Source organism: Streptomyces sp. NPDC057565 (assembly GCF_042801455.1).
GTDB lineage: Bacteria > Actinomycetota > Actinomycetes > Streptomycetales > Streptomycetaceae > Streptomyces > Streptomyces yanii.
On record NZ_JBHVFU010000098.1, the window covers coordinates 1 to 18,664 of the forward strand.

Consider the following 18,664-nt stretch of genomic DNA (forward strand, 5'->3'; position numbering starts at 1 on the left):
TGAACTGTCCGCGCATGCGCGCAGGATAGCTCACCCATGATCCGCGCGCGGAGAGTGAGACGGGCAGGGAGGCGTAGCCCCAGACACGGTGGGAGGTGTTGCGACGGGGCTCGCCGGCCAGTTGGATGTGCCGTGCGCGGTGGGCGAGTTCGTCGAGGAACACGGAGAGTGCAGTCGATATGAAGCGGGCGGTGAGATTGTGCAGTCGAACTTGAGATCCCACAAGTGGTGTAGGGTCTCGCCGCCGATGACATGTCGATCTTCTGTGACCTGCTGGTTCTCTGTTGTCTCACCGCGATGTCACCCAAGATCAGTCTCAGATCGATGCCACTTCCTCGGCGGAACGATGAGTCTGCGGCTGACCACCGAGCACGAGGACTACATGTGAGCTCAGATCGCGCACCGATGAGTTTCCCGCGCCGCGCCGGTCTGTACGCGTGAGACCGACTCACGGAAGGCTGGCGCCATGCGGAAACTGATCTACGGCATGAACCTGTCCCTGGACGGCTACATCGCCGCGCCCGGCGACGACATCGGCTGGAGCGTGCCGAGCGACGAGCTCTTCCAGTCTTGGTCCGACCAGTTGCAGGCGACCGACCTGACGCTGTACGGGCGCAAGCTGTGGCAGACGATGAGCTCCTACTGGCCGACCGGCGACCAGCAGCCCAACGCCACCCCGGCGGAGATCGAGTTCGCGCGCCGCTGGCGGGACATGGCGAAGGTGGTGTTCTCCTCGACGATCGACAAGGTCGACTGGAACACCCGCCTGGTCACCGGCGACGCGGTCGCCGAGATCACCCGGCTCAAGGCCGAGGACGGCGGCCCGATGGACATCGGCGGCGCAACACTCGCCGGGGCGGCCATGCGCGCCGGGCTGATCGACGAGTACGTGATCGCCGCCCATCCGGTCCTGGTGGGCGGCGGCACACCGTTCTTCACCGCGCTGGACAGCTGGGTGAACCTGAACCTGGTGGAGACGCGGACGCTTCCCGGCGGCGTGGTCCTGACCAGGTACGAGACGAGGCGCTGAGCAGCTTCCCGCTGTCTCACGGCTTGGATGGGTGTTTCCTCTCACCGTCGCGGCGATCTCCCCACACCGGGGTTGTAGGGAGCGGATGTAGTCCGGCACGTCTACTCGCGATGTGCGCGTAGTCGAGCACTCTCACCGCTCAGCAACTCTTCCTAGTTCAGCACGCTGGGGTTCTCGAGCCGGAGGAAGGGCTCTGATGGCCCGTCATCCGATTAGCCGTTCGTGACCCCAGCTGCCCGCGGGGCCCTCGGTCTCTCCCGGAGCTTGAAGGCTCACGGTTCGTTGAGAGGTGATCCCCGCGAGGGGCTCGGACTACGAGTTGCAACGATCCGCTCATCCGATCGTCATGTCACGGGTAGCGGATGCCGAAGGTGGCGACAGCGGCCGGGTGCCGGGGTCGGCTCTGTCTCAGAAGGTCCAGGCCGCGGGAGCGTCATGCGGTTCTCCCGGCACCGGCCACTGCCGCCACATCGGACCCGCTCGTCTGGCTTCAGGCATCTCGTGCCGGGCAGCGTTCAAGCGTGGTCCGTAAGAGTGGCACCGCCCCACACACGAGGGGGACCAAGTCCCCCAGTAGCGGTAGGTCAGTGCCTCGCTTCACTGCCCATTAGGCAGCGGAGGCCTGCGCCGCTCCCTGCCTCCCAACTGAGGGGCGCGGACATGCCCCGCCACCCCGAGGTCGCAGACGGCAGCTGCACTCACTGCCTGGCCTGGGCGAATGACCGACTCACTCTTTGCTTCGGATGCCGCGGCTGGCGGCAGTCGCACCCCGAGGTGTCCGAGTGCGAGCGATGCCAACGTCGCCTGCCGCTGAAGAACGGTAAGTGCCGCTTCTGCACCCTGCTGTTGAAGGAAACCGAGATCGATGTCAGCGGCATCGCCCTGGTCGGCGGAGATCAGCTCTGGTTCGGCCGCGAATTCGCCTTGCGCAGAAGCGACAGATACCTCAGCGGGCGCTCTCAGGGCCGCCTCAGGGTGAAGCAGAGAAGGTTCCGGGCGGTCTCGCTCGCCCGACGGCCCACATCGCCCCACGTCATCGACCCCGCGCAACTGGAACTGTTTCCCACACCTCTGCGGGACTGGAGCCGGCTGCATCCCGAAGACGAGTACGCGCTCACTCCAGAGGCCAAGGCGCTGCTCAGCGACTTCTCCGACTACCTGCGCGAACAAGAAGTCGACCCCCGTTTTGCCGGGAGTGGGAGCCTGCGCACGCTGCGCGTGCTGACCGCTCAACTTGGCGTCGAAGCACACATCCGCGAAGAGGACGTCAACGTCATCGCCACCCTCAGCGGCCACCACAACGGACGGCGTGTGGTCTGCTTCCTGCGCCAGCGTGCCCTCTTGAAGCCCCGGCCGGTGACCAACGCTGAACTGGTCCGTGCCCGGAAACTTGCCGACTCGCTTCCTGGCCCGTTCGCCGACGCGGCTCACATCTGGATCGACGTTCTCCTCGGCCAAGGCAGTCGATCCAACCCCGCTCTCGCCTCCGGGACAATCTACGTCTACGTCCAGAACGCGGCCCCGATCCTGAGGACGTGGGCCGCCTCCGGGGCAACCGACTTGAGGCAGATCACCAGAGAGGACATCGAAACCGTGATCTTGGACCTGCCCCACTTCCGTCGGCACTCCGTCCATCCCCCGCTTCGCTCGCTGTTCCGGGCTCTGCGACGCGAACGAAAGATCTTTCGCGACCCCGCCCGCAGCGTCTCCATTCCCCAGGCAGTTCGACTCCCAGTACCTCTTCCCTCGGACAGGCTCAAGGGGATCTTGGGCAAGGTCGACGACATCAGGAGCCAGTTCATCGTCGCGCTCGTCGCCATCCACGCCCTGGCCCACGACGACCTGCCGTCGCTGCTGCTCAACGACCTGGACCGAGCCCGCGGGCATCTGCGTGTCCGCCGCCGGGGAAGCCTTGATCACATCGTCTATCTCAACGAGCTCACCACCGAGTTGGCGACAGCATGGCTTCGCGAGCGACACCGTCGTTGGCCCAGAACCACCAACCCCCACCTGCTGGTCAGCAGGGTCTCCGCAGCTGACGAGGCCGGGCCGAAGATCAGTACCGAGGTCACGAAGACCGTTTTCGAGCGGGTCGGAATCAGCGCCAGCAGGCTGCGTCAGGACCGTATCTACGACGAAGCCCGACACACTGCGGATCCCGTCCATCTGATACACGTGTTCGGGCTGGCGACGTCGACGGCCATGAAGTACGTCATGGCGGCGCACCCCGACAAGCAGCCCGATCCGATTCAACCCTGAGAAGTGTGCGTCACCAGTTGGTACAGGCGAGCGTGCCAATGCGAGTGTCACCACGGTCTGACCGGCCGATACTCTGCGCCAGTGATGACCACCGATGATCGCGGCTTTCCAGATGCGCTTGCCGCCGCGCTCGCTGTCCCCTTCAGCTACGACGCCGGTGACGGGGTTGATTTCGAGCCCTTCCCCCGCTTCCTGTCTGCTGACGAGACCACAGACTGGATTCACGCATGGACCGGAAACACGGAACTGACCGGTGACGATTTCCGGGTGTTCGGACAGAATGGCGCCGGAGGTTACGCAGCGTTCTGGCTTGTCCGCCCTGATGAGGATCTTGCCGATCAGCCCATCGTCTTCCTCGGCTCCGAGGGCGAGCCCGCCGTCGTCGCACGAGACTTGGCCGACTTCCTGTGGCTGCTTGCGGGCGGCTACGGCCCCTTCGAAGCGATCCCCGATTTCACTGACACGTACGAGCCTGACTGGCGTCCGCGACCCAGCCCGGAGCGTGCCGCCATCGCCGAACGCTTCGCCCCCCAAGGCCGACGCCCGCCTGCCGATGTGATCGAACTGGCCGCCCAAGAGTTCCCTGACTTCGAGAACACGATTGACCAGCTGTGTCGCTGAGTGACTGCTCCGTAGCACAGTAAAAGCCAAAGGTATGCACGCACATCCGTGCCCTGTGGTGCACGCAAGGGTGTACGCCGACACCGGATGCTCGAGGGTGTCCCGCGAAGTCACTGAACCCATCGCACACACCCGCCTATGCCCCGAGAGGACCGGCAGGTTCACGCTCGATCCCCTCCAGGAATTCGGGAACCTGTCGGCTTCGATCGGCGTACGGGTGCAGCCGGGCACCGGTGGTGCCGTTGACCAGGGTGCGCTGCGGCTGAGCGGGAGTCGGATGCGGACGGCTCTCGCCGAGGAGGGCGAGCGCGGCCTCGGGACCGCTGTCCCGACGGGCCGCGGTGATCTCGTCCAGGTCCCAGGCCATCGTGCCGACGACGGTACGACGGGTGCCGCGCACCTGGACCGTGCCGCGACCAGCAGCAGCCCGCTGTGGAAGATGGTGTGCGCGCAGGCCGGGTGGGAGTCCTCGAAGAACGCCAGGTCGACCAGGCCGGAACCGTCCTCCAGAGTGACGAAGATGATCCGCTTACCGCTGGCGATCGGCGGGGTCTGGGTCGAGGCCCGCACACCGGCGACGAGGACCTGCTGACCGGCGCGCATTCCGGCCAGATGGGCCGCGTGGGTCGCGCCGATCTCCCGCAGCAGCCGGTGGTGGTGCTCCATCAGATGCTTGGAGACGTCGATGCCGAGCGTGCTCAGTTCGGCGCTCAGGGCTTCGCGACCGGTCATCTCCGGCAGACCGCTCGGCTCCGCCCCGCCGACGGCACCCGCGTCGAGGGGCAGCTGTCCCTTGCCCGCAGACCGGGTCCGAGAGGCTCGGTGGAGTTCGGCGATCTGCAGCAGCAGGTCGCGGCGCGTGAGACGTCCGTCGTGGAGAGAGTTCAAGGCGCCGATCTCCGCGAGGCGTTCGGCGATGGGCCTGCTGGGACGGGCCCGCTGCCAGAAGTCCGACAGCGATCCGTACTGCTGGGCTTCGACGTGATCCTCAGCTTCCCTGGTCTCGGCGTCCAACTCGGCGCCCGGGTACTGGCCGAGATCGGAGACGACCGGCAGCGGTTCGCCGACGCCCGCGGCCTGAAGGCATACGCCGGCTCCTCACCCATCACTCGCCCCTCAGGCAAGAAGTCGTCCATCACCCGCCGGTGGGTGACGAACGACCGCCTCAACCATGCTGGCTACTTGTGGGCCTTCTCCGCGATCACCGCCTCACCCGGCGCGAAGGCGCACTACCGCAGGCGGCGCGACAACCACGGAGACTGGCATGCCGCCGCCCAGCGCAACCTGTTCAACCGCCAATGCCACGAAGTTACTGACTTCGGCGTATTAGGGTCCGTCCGGTCTGTCGAGAGCGAGGCCCGTCCCGGCGAGGAATCCGCCGAGGATGCCGTGCCGGTACTGCAGCGCCTTGAGCCGCCTGCGGAGCAGAGTCTCCAGCTCGCTGAGGGTGCGGGCGGCCAGGTTGGCCAGGCTCCGCTTGATGTGCGCCCACAGGCCCTCCACCGGGTTGAGGTCGGGCGCATACCCGGGCAGCAGGACCACCGTCAGCCAGTCCCGCTCGGCAACGAGTGCCTTCATCGTCTTGGAGATGTGGGTGCTCAGCCGGTCCCACACCACGATCAGCGGAGCCTTGCGCAGTTGGTGGGCGCCATCCAACAGGCGGATGCAGTCCGCCTCGCCCAGCGAGCGACGCTCGCCCCTGCGGCCGGTATGCCGACGCAGCCGGTAGCACAGACGGGCGGGCAGGCCCGGCCGGAAGCACAGCAGACCGGCCACCGAGAGCCGTCCCCGGCTGCGGCAGGACACCTTGACCCTCGGGGTGATACCGCGCCGGCCCCAGGTGCGGCCCTTGGGCGGCCGACCAGTCACGCCCGCTTCGTCCTCGAAGCAGATGAACGCGCCGGTCGCCGCCCGGAGGGTTTTACCTCCGGCCAGGTCACCTCCCGCCATGCGGTGATCGCGTCCTCGTCGCGTTCGGCGGCGGGCCGGGCGGGCATCTGCACGCTGTAGCCCATGCGGTGCAGCAGCCGAGTGACCCCAAAGACGCTGTAGGAGAGGTGGAACTTCCGCCCGATCAGCGTGCGTACCCGGGCGGCGGTCCACACCTGGCCGTCCACCCAGCCGTGCGCGGCCGGCCCCTCATCAAGCCACATCGCGAGCCTGGCCTGCAGGTGAGGGCCGAGCCGACAGTCGTAGCCGCAGGGGCCTTTGGAACGCAGCGCCTCGCGTCCGCCCGTCCTCCAGGTGCGGCGCCACTGGTAGACCGACTTCTCACTCACCCGTAACTCCCGGGCGATGCACGAGACTTCCACGCCCTCCTCGAAGAGATCAACGGCCCGCATCCGCACCTCTTCCCGGCGCCTGCGCTGCTCGGCGGTCAGCCCGCCCCCGTCCGCATACCGCATGCCTCCGGCGTACCAGCCCGGACGTACCGCGTCACCGGTCCCGACACAAATCCAGACCCCGAAACGCCGAAATCAGTAACGCCGCAGCCGCCAAGTCAAGGGCGGTCCGAGATGAGTGGTTCTGGCAGTGCAGGGCGGGATCCCCTGGTAAAAGGAAGTCGCCCAAGACGTTCCTGACCAGGGGATCCGTTGTCGAGCCAGCTTTCCACTCAAACCATTCCCCCGGCATGCTCGTCACGAGCCTCGGATGCGGACTGAGTCTGCCCGCCCTGACCGTCGCCGCGCTCACGGGCACCACCGAGGAGAATGCCGGACTCGGCTCGGCAGTCCTGAGCTCCGTTCAACAGGTCGGCGGCGCCGTGGGGTGGCGGTGCTTGTCGCTCTGGCTTCGCGCCAAAGCGACGCCCTGACCGCAACGGAAGGCTTCTCAGTCGCGCTCATCGTCGCTGCCGCCCTCCTTACGCTCGGTGCTGTTCTCATAGGCACCTTGCTCGGGAAGAATCATCGCCCAGAGGATGCGCTCCACGCCGCAGAAGCTCCAGCCAACCACGCAAACCGTACGTAGCCACCACTGCGGTCGACCCCTATCGGAACGTGCCCGCTCACCGGGCAGCTGCCGGACGCCCGCCGGTTCACGAGGCCGGGACACAGCGGCCGTGACGAGCTGCAGACGGGCGTCGCGTGTGGGGGTGGGCGGGTCCGAGGTGCAGCGTGACCCGGCCCATGGTCGCCACAGGCACCACCGTCACCGCTCCCACTAACGCACCGCATACCCCCCCCACCGTATGATGAGTGGGTGGAATCCGAGGTGACGAGGCGCCCGAGGGCTGCGACGTGGTGGGGTCGGTTTGTGCTCGCCGTCGCGCTGCTCGTCGGCATCGTGCTGATGCACGGCCTCGGCCACCTTGGCGAGCATGTGGATGCCACGCACGTATCAGGCGGGCATGTGGCCGCCGCAATGGAGCATATGGTGGCCGACGCCGGCCAAGCCACGCACCCTGATCCCGCCCCCGCGCACGGGGTCGGCTTCGCGGGCGTGTGCCTGGCGGTGCTTGGCGCCGGGGTCGGCATCGTGCTGGCGGTCCGTGGCGCGCTCGTACGCCGAGGCCGACGCTGTGCGGCCGACGAGCCGCCGACTGCCGTGCGGCTTGCCTATGCCCTCTGCGTGATCCCGCCGCCCGAGTCGCCCAAGCCCCTGTTGACCCGCCTCTCGTTGTTGCGCATATAGGCAGACCGGCCGCTCCACGTCGTGAGCGAAAAGCCTTGTTCATGCAACGACCACCTCAAGAGGTTTCACAGTCATGTCCCGACTCACCCGTCGTACCGTCCTCGGCGCCGGCCTCGCCGCCGCCGGCACCGGTCTGCTGACCGCCTGCTCAGGTTCCATGAGCGACATGGACCACTCCTCCGTCGGGGGTGGCATGTCGTCGAGCGCCGACTACCTCAGCCCGGACAGCAAGGAGGTCACCGCGACCGAAGCACTCCGCAAGCCCGGCCCGGAACGGCGGTTCAAACTGACCGCCGTCGAGACCCCGCTCGACCTCGGCGCGGGACGCGCCGTCCGGTCATGGGCGTACGGGGACGACCTCCCCGGCAAGGAAGTCAGGGTCACCGCCGGCGACACCTTGACGCTCACCCTCGCGAACAACCTTCCCGAGGCCACCTCCGTCCACTGGCATGGACTCGCCCTGCGCAACGACATGGACGGTGTCCCCGGTCTCACTCAGCGCGACATCAAGCCGGGTGGCTCCTTCGACTACCGCTTCGCGGTCTCCCACCCCGGCACCTACTGGTTCCATCCGCACTCCGGCGTTCAGCAGGACCGCGGCCTGTACGCCCCACTGATCGTCGAAGATCCCAAGGAACCGCTCAAGTACGACAAGGAGTGGGTGATCGTCCTCGACGACTGGGTCGATGGCGTCGACGGTTCCACTCCGGACGCCGTGCTTGCCGAGCTGAGCAGGGGCATGGGAGGCATGGACCACGGGGGATCGGGCGGCATGGAGGGCCACGACATGTCGAATATGTCGATGACCACCCGGAAGTCCCCCTCGCCGAAGCCCTCTGGTCCCTCCCGGATGCTCATGGGCGCATCGAGCGACCTGCTCGGCGGCGATGCCGGAGACGTCGGGTACCCGTACTACCTGATCAATGGCCGGACGCCGGACAAGCCGCAGACCTTCATGGCCCGGCCCGGCGACCGGATCAGGCTCCGGATCATCAACGCCGGCGGCGACACTGCTTTCCGTATTGCCCTCGGCGGCCACAAGCTCACCGTCACGCACACCGACGGCTTCCCCGTCGAGCAGACGCAGGCCGACGCACTCCTGCTCGGTATGGGCGAGCGCATCGACGCCGTCGTGACCGTCGGGGATGGCACCTTCCCCCTTACCGCGCTCGCCGAGGGCAAACGCCGCTCTGCCCTCGCCGTCCTGCGCACCGGCGGCGGCGCTGCGCCTACCGCCTCCGTACGCCCGAAGGAGCTCGACGGGAAGGTCGTCCACGGCGGTCAGCTGAAGGCAGCCGAGCCCGTACGGCTTGAGCCCGGGCGTCCGGACCGGACGATCGAGTTCAAGCTCACCGGCTCGATGATGAAGTACGACTGGGCCATCAACGGCAAGAAGTACGACCCCGCCCAGCGCTACGCGGCTCGCTCCGGCGAGCGCGTACGACTGTCGTTCGTGAACAGCACGACGATGTGGCACCCCATGCACCTGCATGGCCACACGTACGCGCTCGCCGACGGCGGCGCACGGAAGGACACCTCGATCGTGCTGCCGGGGAAGCGGCTCGACGTCGACTTCGACGCCGACAACCCCGGGCTGTGGATGATCCACTGCCACAACGTCTACCACGCCGAGTCAGGGATGATGACCGTCCTCGGCTACCTCAAGTAGACCGGGACACCTACGGAGAACGGCCTGGCTGGGCCTCCTGGCCAGGCCGTTCCTCACTCTGTCTCAGCCGACTGGCTGAGCCTCGTACATACTGGCCCGGCGCGCCGCGGCCACCAGCACGTCCGTGTCCACGGCCATGTTCTCGGCAAGCCATCAGGCATCAGGTCCGCCGTTCGCGGTGACCACGACCTCGTCGAGCTGGCCTGCCAGGATTTCGCCGTCCGGTACCTCATTCGAGATCGCACCGGTCACGCCTGCCGTCGGTAGTCAGCTGATGCGGTCAGCTGCCGGCCCCGAAACGACGGCGACGGAACTCCAGCACCGAATGGTCGGCGAGGTACGTCGCGCGACCAGGACGAGAGCGGGGACGTGGCCCAGGAGCCGGGCGAGCGTAGCCACGACGCTGAGGACGGCAATGGCGGCGCCGATACCCGAGAAGCCCGTGGCCGCCGCCCGCGCGGAGCGGGACAGAGGTCACGGCCTTCTCGGGTATCGGTGTGTCCGGCCAGCAGCGTGTGTGCGCGACGCAGACGGTCAGAGCGCTGTACGCGGCGCTTCACGCGGCCTTGGCCAGGGTGGACCGGTCCTTGCTGGGTGCATACCGGGCGGGTGTCGCGGGTGCGGTCGTCACTCCTCGTCCGTCGTGGCGCGGCCACAGGAGGAGGGCACCTGTCGCTCCCGCTCCGGCGAGGATCGCGAGGACGGACCAGGCGAGGGTGAAGCCGGCGCTCGTGCCGAGCCATCCCGCGATGGGATAGGTGATCAGCCAGGCCAGGTGGGACAGGGAGAACTGGGCCGCGAATGCCTCGGGGATCGCGTTCCGGCCGACGGAGGCGCGCAGGACCTTGCCTGTCGGGGTGATGATCAGTGCCATGCCGATGCCGATCACGGTCCAGATGATCGCCGTACCGGTCCATGCGGTGAGGCCGGCCGCGATGAGCGTCACCGCGGCGGTCGTGCCGCCGACCAGGACTCCGGCGCGGGTCATCATGACGGTGCGGGCGGCGATCCGGTCGAGAACGCGGGGCAGGACGAGGGCGGCCAGGAGGGTTCCGGTGCCGGAGGCGGCGAGCATCCAGGCGACGTCCGACTGCGAGCCGCCGAGCACGTCACGGATGTAATTGACGGTGTTGACGACGACAATCGAGCCGGCGGCCGCGACCGTGAGGTTGAGCGCCATGATGCCGCGCAGTCGCGGCGTTCGGAGGAAGGTTCTGATGCCTGCTGCCGCCTTGTCCCACGCCTTGGTGTGGGTGCTGGGGCGGGCGTCGGGGATGTGCGTCGACAGGACGAGCAGCGCGGAGACGAGGAATCCGGCGGACGTTCCCAGGAACAGCCGGTCGAAGGTCATGAACGTCAGGGCGACGGCGGCCAGCACGGGGCTGAGCAGACTCTCCATGGTGGAGGCGACTTGGGAGGCGGACAGCGCACGCGTGTAGTCGGACTCGTCGGTGACGATGTCGGGGATGACGGCCTGGAACGTCGGGGTGAATGCCGCGGAGGCGGTCTGGAGCAGGCCGATCAGGACGTAGATGTGCCAGACCTCGGTGACCAGCGGCAGTGCCAGGACCACCGCGCCGCGGACCACGTCGAGGAGGACCACGTCGAGGAGGACCAGGAGAGTTCTCCTGGGGACCCAGTCGACGTATGCGGCAGCGAGCGGGGCTATGACCACATACATGACCATTTTGATGGTCAGGGCGGTGCCGAGGACCATGCCGGCGCGCGGTCCGGCGAGGTCGTAGGCGAGCAGCCCGAGGGCCACTGTGGTCAGCCCGGTACCGAACAGGGCGATGACTTGGGCACCGAACAGGTGGCGGTAGTCGCGGATGGCGAACAGGCGCATGGCGGGTTCCTTCCGTGTCCATGCGGCGGGGCGCGGCCCCGGGGTGGAGGCCATGTCTCGCGTGTACAGGCGGGGTTGTCTTTACTCACCGGTGTCGCTCCCCGGTGTGAGGCCGGCGAGGAGGTTGAAGGCGCCGGTGAGGATGTTGAGTGCGACGACGCCGACGACATCGGCTATCGCGCGGTCGCTGTAGCCGTGCTCGCGCAGCGCGGTGACCTGTTCGTCGGTGATCGACGTCGGCTCGCGGTAGATCTGGAGGGCGAGAGCGATGATCGCCGCGATCGCGGGATCGACCGAGGTGCCTGCGTGGGCTCGCTCGATCTCTTCCTCGTCCACTCCCAAGGCGCGGGCGCCACTGACGTGCGCGTCGAGGCACAGCCTGCAGCCCTGCAGGACCTGGATGGCTATCGAGATCCGTTCGCTGATCCTGCGGTCGAGCTTGGCTCGCCCCATGGCCCGGCTTAGCTGGAGGTAGCCGCCCAGTACGGCCGGCGAGTGCGCCATCGTGGAGACCATGTCACCGATCTGGCCATGGCGGGAGACCAGGTCGGCGAGGAGGTCACGCGAGGCGCCGACCGCCGTGTCGGGCGTGAGTCGGGTCAGGCGTGGCATGACGCTCCTTCCGCTGTCGGGGATGTGACGGGACGGTGGGGCGCGACGGGTCGAGCACCCCTTGGCCGCGTCGTGTGCCGCGGCAGCTGATCGGTGGCGTTCATCCGGTCAGTGGTGGCCGTGGTGGTGGCTCCCGTGCTCGGGGGCGGCCAGGGGTGCCGCGTCCGGACGGGGGGTGGCCGTGGTGGTCCGTACGGTGAACTCGGCTGTCCGGACGACATCGTTGTGCTGAAAGTCCAGGTACAGGCGGTAGGTGCCGGCCGAAGGCGCGACGGCCATGAAGGCGATCTCGGGTCCCGGTGCGGTGGTGCCGTCACCGGGTTCGCCCTCCGGGTGGACGTGGAGGTAGCCCAGGTCGCCGACCCGCAGGGCCACCAGGTGTCCGTACGCGGCCAGGTAGGGCTGCAGGTCGGTGACGGGGCGGTTGTTCCGGCTGACGGTGAGGGTCAGTTCGCTCGCCTCGCCGGGCAGGAGTTCGCCGTCGAGCACGACGGTGTACTCGCCGATCTGCGCGATCCCTGTGGCCTCGGGAAGCGGCCGCGGGTCGTACGGTCCGGCGACCGCGACGTCGATCCCCAGCGTCATGGGCCCGTCGTGGCCGACCGGGTGGATGTCCGTGAAAAACCTCCAGTCCCCCGGTTCCAGGGCCAGTTCGACGCTCCAGGTGCCCTTCCCGTCCATCACGGGGTGCACGTGCTGGAACCCGGCCGTGTCGCGCCGGACGGCGATGAAGTGCAGTTCCTTCTCGTGTTCCGGTATGAACGCGGTCACCGCCTGCCCGTCCGGGCCGATCACCCGGAAGCTGACCGGCTGCACGCCGCCGGTGAGGATCGTCGAGTCGAGTTCGAGGGTGTACCCGTTCTCGGAGACCGACAGCCCTCCGGGCCGGGCTCCGCCGTGGTGGCCGTGGTTGGTCTGGTCGTGGGCGGAGTGATTCCTCATGACGTCTCCATTGGTGTGATGCGCCTTCTGGCGTCGTCCGTTCAGGACAACGATCACAACCATATACCCCCCGGGGGTATTCCGGGAGCCTCGACGGTTGAAATCTTGCGAGAGGGCTTACCAACGTGGATCCACCGGATGGAGTCACCCGCCTGCCGGCACCGTGGCGCTGGTGTGTCGGCATGGCTGCCCCGGCGGTGGCTGCCGCGGCCGGACGGCTCGGCGGTGGCCAGGACCTCACCGGGCGTTGTCAGGTTGAGTGGTGGCCTTCTCAGGCGGCATGATCATCCGTCTGGTCGAATCGCTGGAGAGGCTGTCCGTGGTGACGCCGTCGTACCGGGGTTTCCGCTTCCCTGCGGAGGTCATCTCCCACTGCGTGTGGCTGTACCACCGCTTCAACCTGAGCCTGCGCGACATCGAGGAGCTGATGCTCGAGCGCGGCCTCGAGGTCAGCCACGAGACAGTCCACCAGTGGACGCGCCCGTTCGGCCCGGCTTATGCCGCTGCTCTACGTCGGCGCCGTCCGAGGCCTGGTGACAAGTAGCACTTGGACGAGGTGTTCGTCAAAATCAACGGCGTGCAGCGGTACCTGTGCCAGGCCGTGGACCAGCACGGGAACGTGCTCGACATCCTGCTGCAGAACCGGCGGGACGCGGCCGCGGCCAGGCGTTTCTTCCGGAAGCTGATGAAGAAGACCCGGTCGGTGCCCCGGGTGATCATCACCGACAAGCTCCGCTCCTACGGCGCCGCCCACCGCCACGAGATGCCGTCGGTCGAACACCGCTCGCACAAGGGCCTGAACAACCGGGCCGAGAACTCCCACCAGCCGACGAGGCAACACGAGCGCGCGATGAAAGGCTTCCGATCGGTGGGTGCCGCACAACGGTTCCTGGCCGCGTTCAGCGGCATCTCACCCCCACTTCCGACCCCGCCGTCACCTCCTCACCGCCCCGAACTACCGCGCCGAGATGATCATCCGCTTCGCGATCCGGGACCAGATCACCGGCACGTCGCCAGCCTGCCCGCCGCAGCCTGAGCCGCTGTCACCACCGAAGCCGAAACACGTCGAACCGGCTCACACCCTCGAGCACTCGCTCAACCTGACAAAGCCCAGCCAGGCACACCTTCCGTCTAGCCAAAGACCGCTCCGGCCGCGGCCTTGCCACCGGTCCACAGGATTTGACAATTGCTCGGTGACCGACGCGGTCACCGGGGCCTCGGTACATTCGGCGCTCAGCGTGGCCTACACGTCGGCGCCATACCGCCTATGGCTGTTTCACCGCCACCTGCAATGGTGCTCTGAACGACAGCAGGTCGAGCATGGGAGGTTCCGCCGTTTCGTCCGCCGGTCGAATGTCCGGAAGGCGGCGCGCTGCCGCGCGCAGGGCCACCACCGCCTCTGTGCGGGCCATGGAGGCACCAGGGCAGCGGTGGCGACCAGCGCCGAATGCCAGGTGTTGGCGGATGTTCGCCCGGTGTGGGCACATCAGCTCCGGGTTCGAGAAGACCGTCGGGTCCGAACCGCTGCCCATGAGCATCAGCAGCAACTGTGCGCCGGCCGGCAGCCCTACGCCGCTCAGTCGAGTGGGTTGCGCGGTCACCCGGCGCCAGGTGGTCACGGGCGGCTCGCGTCGCAGGACCTCTTCCACCCATGCCTCAGCCAGGCCCGCCTCCCCGGCCACGCGCGGCCAGATCCCGGGCTCGGTCAGCGCCCGGCGGAGTACGGTCGCGATGAGTTGCCCGGTAGTGGACTGGCCGGCAATGAAGACGAAGAAGCATGCAGCAACCGCGGTGTCGACGTCCAGCGGCCTGCCGTCGGGCAGGCGGTGGCCGGCGAGCGCTCCGATGAACGAGCCGGAAGGCGCGGTGTCACTGCGCAGGGTCACGGTGAGCCATTGATAGAACTGTGCGACAAGCTCTGCCAGCTCCAGTTGCCGTTCGAGTGGGGGCCTGCCCCAAAACAGCTCCAGTGAGGCGTCGCTCCAGCCAATCAAAGTGGCGGGTTCAACGCCTTGGATGCCGAGGAGTTCCATCAGCACCCTGCATGGAAGGACCTGCGCAAAAGAGCTGAACAGGTCGCAGCCGCCGGTGGTCTTGCACTGGGGTCGCACCGCGTCGAGCAGTTCGTCGGCGATGCGCTCAACCACCGGTACGGCAGCCGCGACACGCTGCGCATTGAAAAACCGTGTGACCACTCGGCGCAGCCCGAAGTGGCCGGGGGTCCCGTTGTTGGCAAGCGCGGGCGGAAGAGCGAAGCCGGCGCGGACAAGGACCCGCATCACGGCGACGGGCAGCGGGGTGGCTGCGTTCTGGGCGTTGTCCGGGAGGAATCGATCGGTATCGAGTAGGACTCGCCTGATGTCTTGATGGCGGCTGACCAGCCACAGCCCAGTCGCGGGGTCGTGGTGCACGGGAGCCTTGGACCGTAGGAGGTGCAGCCAGGGGTAGGGGTCACTTACGAAGGGGGCACCGAACAAGTCGAGCAGGCCCAGCGGATCAGTGTTGTCGGAAGACGCGGGGCCGGCCGCCGGGCCGCGCTCGGCCGCTGCGGCAACGGGGTTGAGGGCATCCACCGCCGGAGAAATCACGGCCGGAAGCTAACACGCATGAAGCGGGGTCTCCGACCGTGTGTGCGCAGCATCACTCAGTTACTCACGGGATCGGTCTCTACAAGCCTGCTGGCGCTTCTCGCTGGCGACACCGATCCTGATCCGGCGTGTCATGGCATGCGGGGTATGCGGGACGGCCCGTCCGAGGCCTTCCCGCACACGACTATCCCTCGACGAGGCGCCGTAGCGCGGGGAGCAGGGCTTCGATGTCCTGTACCCTGCGGAACGCGACGACGGTGGTGCCGCGCCCGTTCTCCGCCTGGAACCGGGGCGCCGGGAACAGCGCCAACACCTCACGCATCGTTTCGTCGACCTCCGTGGCTGGATCGGACGACTCGCCTCGCAGCCATCGGCGCAGCTGCACGTGGTTGTGGGCCGCGACGACGGACGCCGACCTCAGTCCTGTCAGTCCCGTATGCGAGACCTATAACACGCCTGACCTGCCTTTTCCCTAGCGCGACGCCGCCGACCGGTGCGGTCGCAGAGACCGCGTGCCTCCTCTGCGTGGGACTGAGCTCCCGGCACACGCTTGCCGACCCTGGGAATGAACCGGCCCAGGGGTGACCGGGCGAGGTAGCGGTGGATGCGGCCCCAGCCGTGTGGCCTCGTCTCGAGCGCCGCTACACGCCCGGAAGTCGGCCGGTGGGCTGTGACATCTGCACGACCTGGATGTCTAGTTCGATCTGAATGGTGGAGCCGATGGCGGCGATGCCGCGGGTGAGCATCTTCTGCCAGGTGAGGGTGAAGTCCTCTCGGTGCAGTTCGGTGACCGCCTTGCAGGCTGCTCGGGTTTCGCCCTCCATGCCAGTGCGCAGGCCCAGGTAGGTGGTGTCCAGCGTCACGGTACGGCAGACGTCGCGCAGCTCCAGGGCCCCGGTGACCGTCCAGTGAGAGCCGCCGCGGTGCACGAAGTCGCTGCCGGTGAAGATCAGGTCCGGGTGGGCGGCGACGTCAAGGAAGTCCGGCGAGCGCAAGTGGCCGTCACGCGAGGGCACGCCGGTGTCGATGCTCTCCGTCTCGATGTAGACCTCGATCTGGGACTCCCGCATACGATCGGCGATCCACAGATGGCCCGAGAAGCGGTTGAAGCGGCCGTGAATCTCCGCCAGACCTAGGTGCCGGGCCACGAACCGGATCGCAGTGTGATCCGGATCGATGTCCCAGAGCCCCGGGCCCGGAGTCGGCGGCAGCGGCGCCACGGCCAGCTCGATCACCCCGGTCGAAGCGCGCGCTCCAGCGAGGACCTGGACCGGGACTTGGCGCGGCTGGAAGCCGTCACAGACCACCGACATGACGTAGTCACCGGGCGGCACGGCTGCGCTGAACAGGCCGTAGGGATCGGTACTGCCCTCTGCTGTCGGCCGCCCCTCCTGGTCCAGGACGGTTACCGAGGCCTGCAACGGCACCCTTACCGGGTCCACCACTTGGCACTCCAAGCGCCCCCCGCCCTGGGGCAGACCCAACGCCCCGCGCTCAAGGGCTAACCCGCCTTCGGAGGTCTGTGTTCGCCGTCGCAACAGGCTGAACATGTCCGCGCCTTTCCGTGTCCTATGTGGAAGCCGATTCACCTTGACAGGCGTTGGTGCATCGCCGCGCAGCATGCTCGCGATACGGACCAGTAACGATCCGTAGAGAATTCCCACACAGTCGGTAGCCCAATGGGAGGTTCGCCGTTCAACCGAATTTCACCGAACGCCCTCCCTGTTCTAGGCGTTGAAATGACCCGATATGCCCTGCGCCGATGTCGGCTGAACTCGTGCTGGTTTGTTCTCTGGTGACGCTGCCCTTACCGATAACCCCGTCTGTGCGGGTCATGCGGCATGCTCGTACTCGTGGGGAATGCCGCCGAGGCGATCGGATCGTCGTATGTCGAGGCGGGCTGTCTCGTCCAGATCAAGGTGCGGTCCAGCAGCTCGCGCCGACAGGTCTGCACCCACCTCTCCATGATCGAGTTCATTCTCGGCATCCGGACTCCGGTCAGCGCGACCTCGATCCCCGCGTCGGCGAGACGTACTGCGCATCATGATGACAACCCGGCCTCGCCAACTCGCCGGCAGATCCGCCGAACTCCGCAAGGACACCCGCGTCGGGGGCATCGCCCCAGGGACTCGAAAGACTCTATGCCCTTTTCGGTGGCCCAGCCACACCCGGCGTCGCATGGCCGCTCGCGCCCTGAGCGGCGACGTACCCGAGTCACGCATCCGCACCCTGGCCCCAGCCTCCATCGAACGGCTGCAGTGACTGGACACCGCTGCAGGCCTTCCGTGCTCTTCAAGACAGAGAGTTCGGTCGTCGCGGAAGCGGGACAGCGCGCAGCAGCTCCCACAGGGGGCGGTGTCCGCCGGCCCAGGTGGCGAGGGTTGCCCGGTCCACGAGGTGCAGGCGCTGTGACTTGGCGAAGTCCTGGGCGGGTTTGGAGAAGCGGCCGTTGGTGACCAGGACAATGACGTCGCCTTTGTGGACGGGGCGTCCGGTGCCGTTGAGAACCTGCAGGTCCGGTGTTCCGACGGCGGCTCCGTCCAGGCCGGCCTGGCGGTGTTTGCACTGGATGACCCAGCGTCGGCCGTAGGGGTCGGTGGCCTTGACGTCGGCGCCATTATCTCCGGCGCCGCCGACCTGGACGGCATCCGTGCAGCCGTCGCGGTACATCAGGTCGCGTATCGCGTGCTCGAAATCGCGGTGGTGCAGCTGGTCGAGGCGGGTCATCGGGTAGCGCAGGGAGCGGACGCTCTCCTGGCGCTGCCGGGCCTGCTGGGTCCGGGTGTGCTGCCACAGGACAGTGGCCGCGGCGGCCAACGCAAGGGTGAGAGGGATGATCCAGAGATGCCCGGCCAGCCAGTGCAGCAGCCGGCCGACAACCCACAGGATGACAGCGACGAGCACCAGGGCCTCGCCGACGCGCAATTGCCGGCGCTTGCGCGAACGGGACGGGCGCCGGCCACTCACCGGCTACTCCGGTCCCACGGGATCGGGTAGGACACCGTGGGCCGCGGCCGGGGCGCCGGCGCCTTGTTCCAGCCGGGGAACTTGACCGGGTACACGGTCGAAGCAGGCCGGGGGAAATCACTCTTCCCGCCAGCGCTGCTGTTCGGGGCGCTGCCGATCACGGCGACCGCCAGCCCGAACATCACCAGGGTGGACATCTCCCGGCGGGCCCCCGCCGCCCAGCGCGAGTGCCCTCGCACCTTCGTACCGTCCCGCCGTACATACCCGTTGACCCACGGCATGGTCGTCCCCCTCCCCCACGGGCTGCGCCCCCTTGCGCAACCGACTCATCAAACCAGCCTGCACTGACAACACGTCAGGAGAAGATCCCTTTCGGTCACGTAGGGCGGAGTGTCTAAAAAACGGCTCTCCTGTCGCTTCCATGGGTCGCTGACCAGGGCTGATACGCAGAACACGCCGTACCCCGGCTACGTTTCGACTTGCGAAGGTACGAAACG

The 18,664-nt window shown here is 67.6% G+C and carries 14 protein-coding genes and 6 pseudogenes; 8 read left to right on the plus strand and 12 right to left on the minus strand.

Annotation, left to right across the window (positions count from 1 at the left end):
* Positions 1–223 (minus strand): annotated as a pseudogene (locus tag ACFU8W_RS49590) (hypothetical protein); the annotation flags it as partial.
* A 243-nt stretch (positions 224–466) separates the two neighbouring features.
* Between ACFU8W_RS49590 and ACFU8W_RS49595 the strand changes: the two are divergent.
* From ACFU8W_RS49595 to ACFU8W_RS49605, 3 genes are all read left to right on the plus strand, one after another.
* On the plus strand, positions 467–1,030 hold the full coding sequence (locus tag ACFU8W_RS49595; RefSeq protein WP_384052448.1) for a dihydrofolate reductase family protein: 564 nt from the start codon (positions 467–469) through the stop codon (positions 1,028–1,030).
* Positions 1,031–1,876: 846 nt separating this feature from the next.
* Entirely contained in the window at positions 1,877–3,289 is a 1,413-nt protein-coding gene (locus tag ACFU8W_RS49600) for a hypothetical protein (RefSeq protein WP_384052449.1), read from the plus strand.
* A gap of 84 nt (positions 3,290–3,373) precedes the next feature.
* A complete protein-coding gene (locus ACFU8W_RS49605; protein ID WP_384052450.1) occupies positions 3,374–3,910 on the plus strand; it encodes an SMI1/KNR4 family protein in 537 nt (178 codons plus the stop codon).
* Positions 3,911–4,046: 136 nt separating this feature from the next.
* Here the strand turns inward: ACFU8W_RS49605 and ACFU8W_RS49610 are convergent.
* Positions 4,047–4,888 (minus strand): annotated as a pseudogene (locus tag ACFU8W_RS49610) (DNA polymerase III subunit alpha); the annotation flags it as partial.
* Between ACFU8W_RS49610 and ACFU8W_RS49615 the strand changes: the two are divergent.
* Positions 4,889–5,206 (plus strand): annotated as a pseudogene (locus ACFU8W_RS49615) (transposase); the annotation flags it as partial.
* Positions 5,207–5,236: 30 nt separating this feature from the next.
* Here ACFU8W_RS49615 and ACFU8W_RS49620 read toward each other — a convergent pair.
* Positions 5,237–5,779 carry a transposase gene (locus tag ACFU8W_RS49620; protein ID WP_384052451.1) on the minus strand — a complete coding sequence of 181 codons (543 nt, stop codon included), beginning with the start codon at positions 5,777–5,779 and terminating at the stop codon, positions 5,237–5,239.
* Positions 5,776–6,315, minus strand: coding sequence for a winged helix-turn-helix domain-containing protein (locus tag ACFU8W_RS49625; protein ID WP_384052452.1), 540 nt, complete (start codon positions 6,313–6,315; stop codon positions 5,776–5,778). The genes ACFU8W_RS49620 and ACFU8W_RS49625 overlap by 4 nt, the downstream gene beginning before the upstream one ends.
* A gap of 215 nt (positions 6,316–6,530) precedes the next feature.
* Here ACFU8W_RS49625 and ACFU8W_RS49630 point away from each other — a divergent pair.
* The 3 genes and pseudogenes from ACFU8W_RS49630 to ACFU8W_RS49640 form a co-directional block, all read left to right on the plus strand.
* Positions 6,531–6,880, plus strand: a pseudogene (locus ACFU8W_RS49630) (MFS transporter); the annotation flags it as partial.
* 231 nt (positions 6,881–7,111) lie between these two features.
* A complete protein-coding gene (locus tag ACFU8W_RS49635) occupies positions 7,112–7,543 on the plus strand; it encodes a hypothetical protein (RefSeq protein WP_384052453.1) in 432 nt (143 codons plus the stop codon).
* A 73-nt stretch (positions 7,544–7,616) separates the two neighbouring features.
* Positions 7,617–9,212 carry a multicopper oxidase family protein gene (locus ACFU8W_RS49640; protein WP_384052454.1) on the plus strand — a complete coding sequence of 532 codons (1,596 nt, stop codon included), beginning with the start codon at positions 7,617–7,619 and terminating at the stop codon, positions 9,210–9,212.
* A 556-nt stretch (positions 9,213–9,768) separates the two neighbouring features.
* Here the strand turns inward: ACFU8W_RS49640 and ACFU8W_RS49645 are convergent.
* From ACFU8W_RS49645 to ACFU8W_RS49655, 3 genes are all read right to left on the minus strand, one after another.
* The gene (locus ACFU8W_RS49645) at positions 9,769–11,058 is read right to left on the minus strand and encodes an MFS transporter (RefSeq protein WP_384052455.1); all 1,290 of its coding nucleotides are present in this window, start codon (positions 11,056–11,058) and stop codon (positions 9,769–9,771) included.
* Between the two features lie 81 nt (positions 11,059–11,139).
* Positions 11,140–11,670 carry a carboxymuconolactone decarboxylase family protein gene (locus ACFU8W_RS49650; RefSeq protein WP_384052456.1) on the minus strand — a complete coding sequence of 177 codons (531 nt, stop codon included), beginning with the start codon at positions 11,668–11,670 and terminating at the stop codon, positions 11,140–11,142.
* Between the two features lie 108 nt (positions 11,671–11,778).
* Complete coding sequence (locus tag ACFU8W_RS49655) at positions 11,779–12,612, minus strand: hypothetical protein (protein WP_384052457.1); 834 nt, start codon at positions 12,610–12,612, stop codon at positions 11,779–11,781.
* Between the two features lie 280 nt (positions 12,613–12,892).
* Between ACFU8W_RS49655 and ACFU8W_RS49660 the strand changes: the two are divergent.
* Positions 12,893–13,574, plus strand: a pseudogene (locus ACFU8W_RS49660) (IS6 family transposase); the annotation flags it as partial.
* Between the two features lie 303 nt (positions 13,575–13,877).
* Here ACFU8W_RS49660 and ACFU8W_RS49665 read toward each other — a convergent pair.
* From ACFU8W_RS49665 to ACFU8W_RS49685, 5 genes and pseudogenes are all read right to left on the minus strand, one after another.
* Positions 13,878–15,200, minus strand: a complete 1,323-nt coding sequence (locus ACFU8W_RS49665) for a cytochrome P450 (RefSeq protein WP_384052460.1) — start codon at positions 15,198–15,200, stop codon at positions 13,878–13,880.
* A 184-nt stretch (positions 15,201–15,384) separates the two neighbouring features.
* Positions 15,385–15,621 (minus strand): annotated as a pseudogene (locus ACFU8W_RS49670) (TetR family transcriptional regulator); the annotation flags it as partial.
* Between the two features lie 220 nt (positions 15,622–15,841).
* Complete coding sequence (locus ACFU8W_RS49675; RefSeq protein WP_384052461.1) at positions 15,842–16,750, minus strand: YceI family protein; 909 nt, start codon at positions 16,748–16,750, stop codon at positions 15,842–15,844.
* Positions 16,751–17,492: 742 nt separating this feature from the next.
* Positions 17,493–18,167: a restriction endonuclease gene (locus ACFU8W_RS49680; protein ID WP_384052458.1), complete on the minus strand. Its 675-nt coding sequence runs from the start codon at positions 18,165–18,167 to the stop codon at positions 17,493–17,495.
* Positions 18,164–18,448: a hypothetical protein gene (locus tag ACFU8W_RS49685; protein ID WP_384052459.1), complete on the minus strand. Its 285-nt coding sequence runs from the start codon at positions 18,446–18,448 to the stop codon at positions 18,164–18,166. The genes ACFU8W_RS49680 and ACFU8W_RS49685 overlap by 4 nt, the downstream gene beginning before the upstream one ends.
* Positions 18,449–18,664: the final 216 nt, after the last annotated feature.

Coding starts and splice junctions, on each gene's coding strand:
- ACFU8W_RS49595 (WP_384052448.1), top strand. CDS start 467: ATGCGGAAACTGATCTACGGCATGAACCTGTCCCTGGACGGCTACATC.
- ACFU8W_RS49605 (WP_384052450.1), top strand. CDS start 3,374: ATGACCACCGATGATCGCGGCTTTCCAGATGCGCTTGCCGCCGCGCTC.
- ACFU8W_RS49625 (WP_384052452.1), bottom strand. CDS start 6,315: ATGCGGTATGCGGACGGGGGCGGGCTGACCGCCGAGCAGCGCAGGCGC.
- ACFU8W_RS49640 (WP_384052454.1), top strand. CDS start 7,617: ATGTCCCGACTCACCCGTCGTACCGTCCTCGGCGCCGGCCTCGCCGCC.
- ACFU8W_RS49645 (WP_384052455.1), bottom strand. CDS start 11,058: ATGCGCCTGTTCGCCATCCGCGACTACCGCCACCTGTTCGGTGCCCAA.
- ACFU8W_RS49650 (WP_384052456.1), bottom strand. CDS start 11,670: ATGCCACGCCTGACCCGACTCACGCCCGACACGGCGGTCGGCGCCTCG.
- ACFU8W_RS49655 (WP_384052457.1), bottom strand. CDS start 12,612: ATGAGGAATCACTCCGCCCACGACCAGACCAACCACGGCCACCACGGC.
- ACFU8W_RS49675 (WP_384052461.1), bottom strand. CDS start 16,750: ATGTTCAGCCTGTTGCGACGGCGAACACAGACCTCCGAAGGCGGGTTA.
- ACFU8W_RS49685 (WP_384052459.1), bottom strand. CDS start 18,448: ATGCCGTGGGTCAACGGGTATGTACGGCGGGACGGTACGAAGGTGCGA.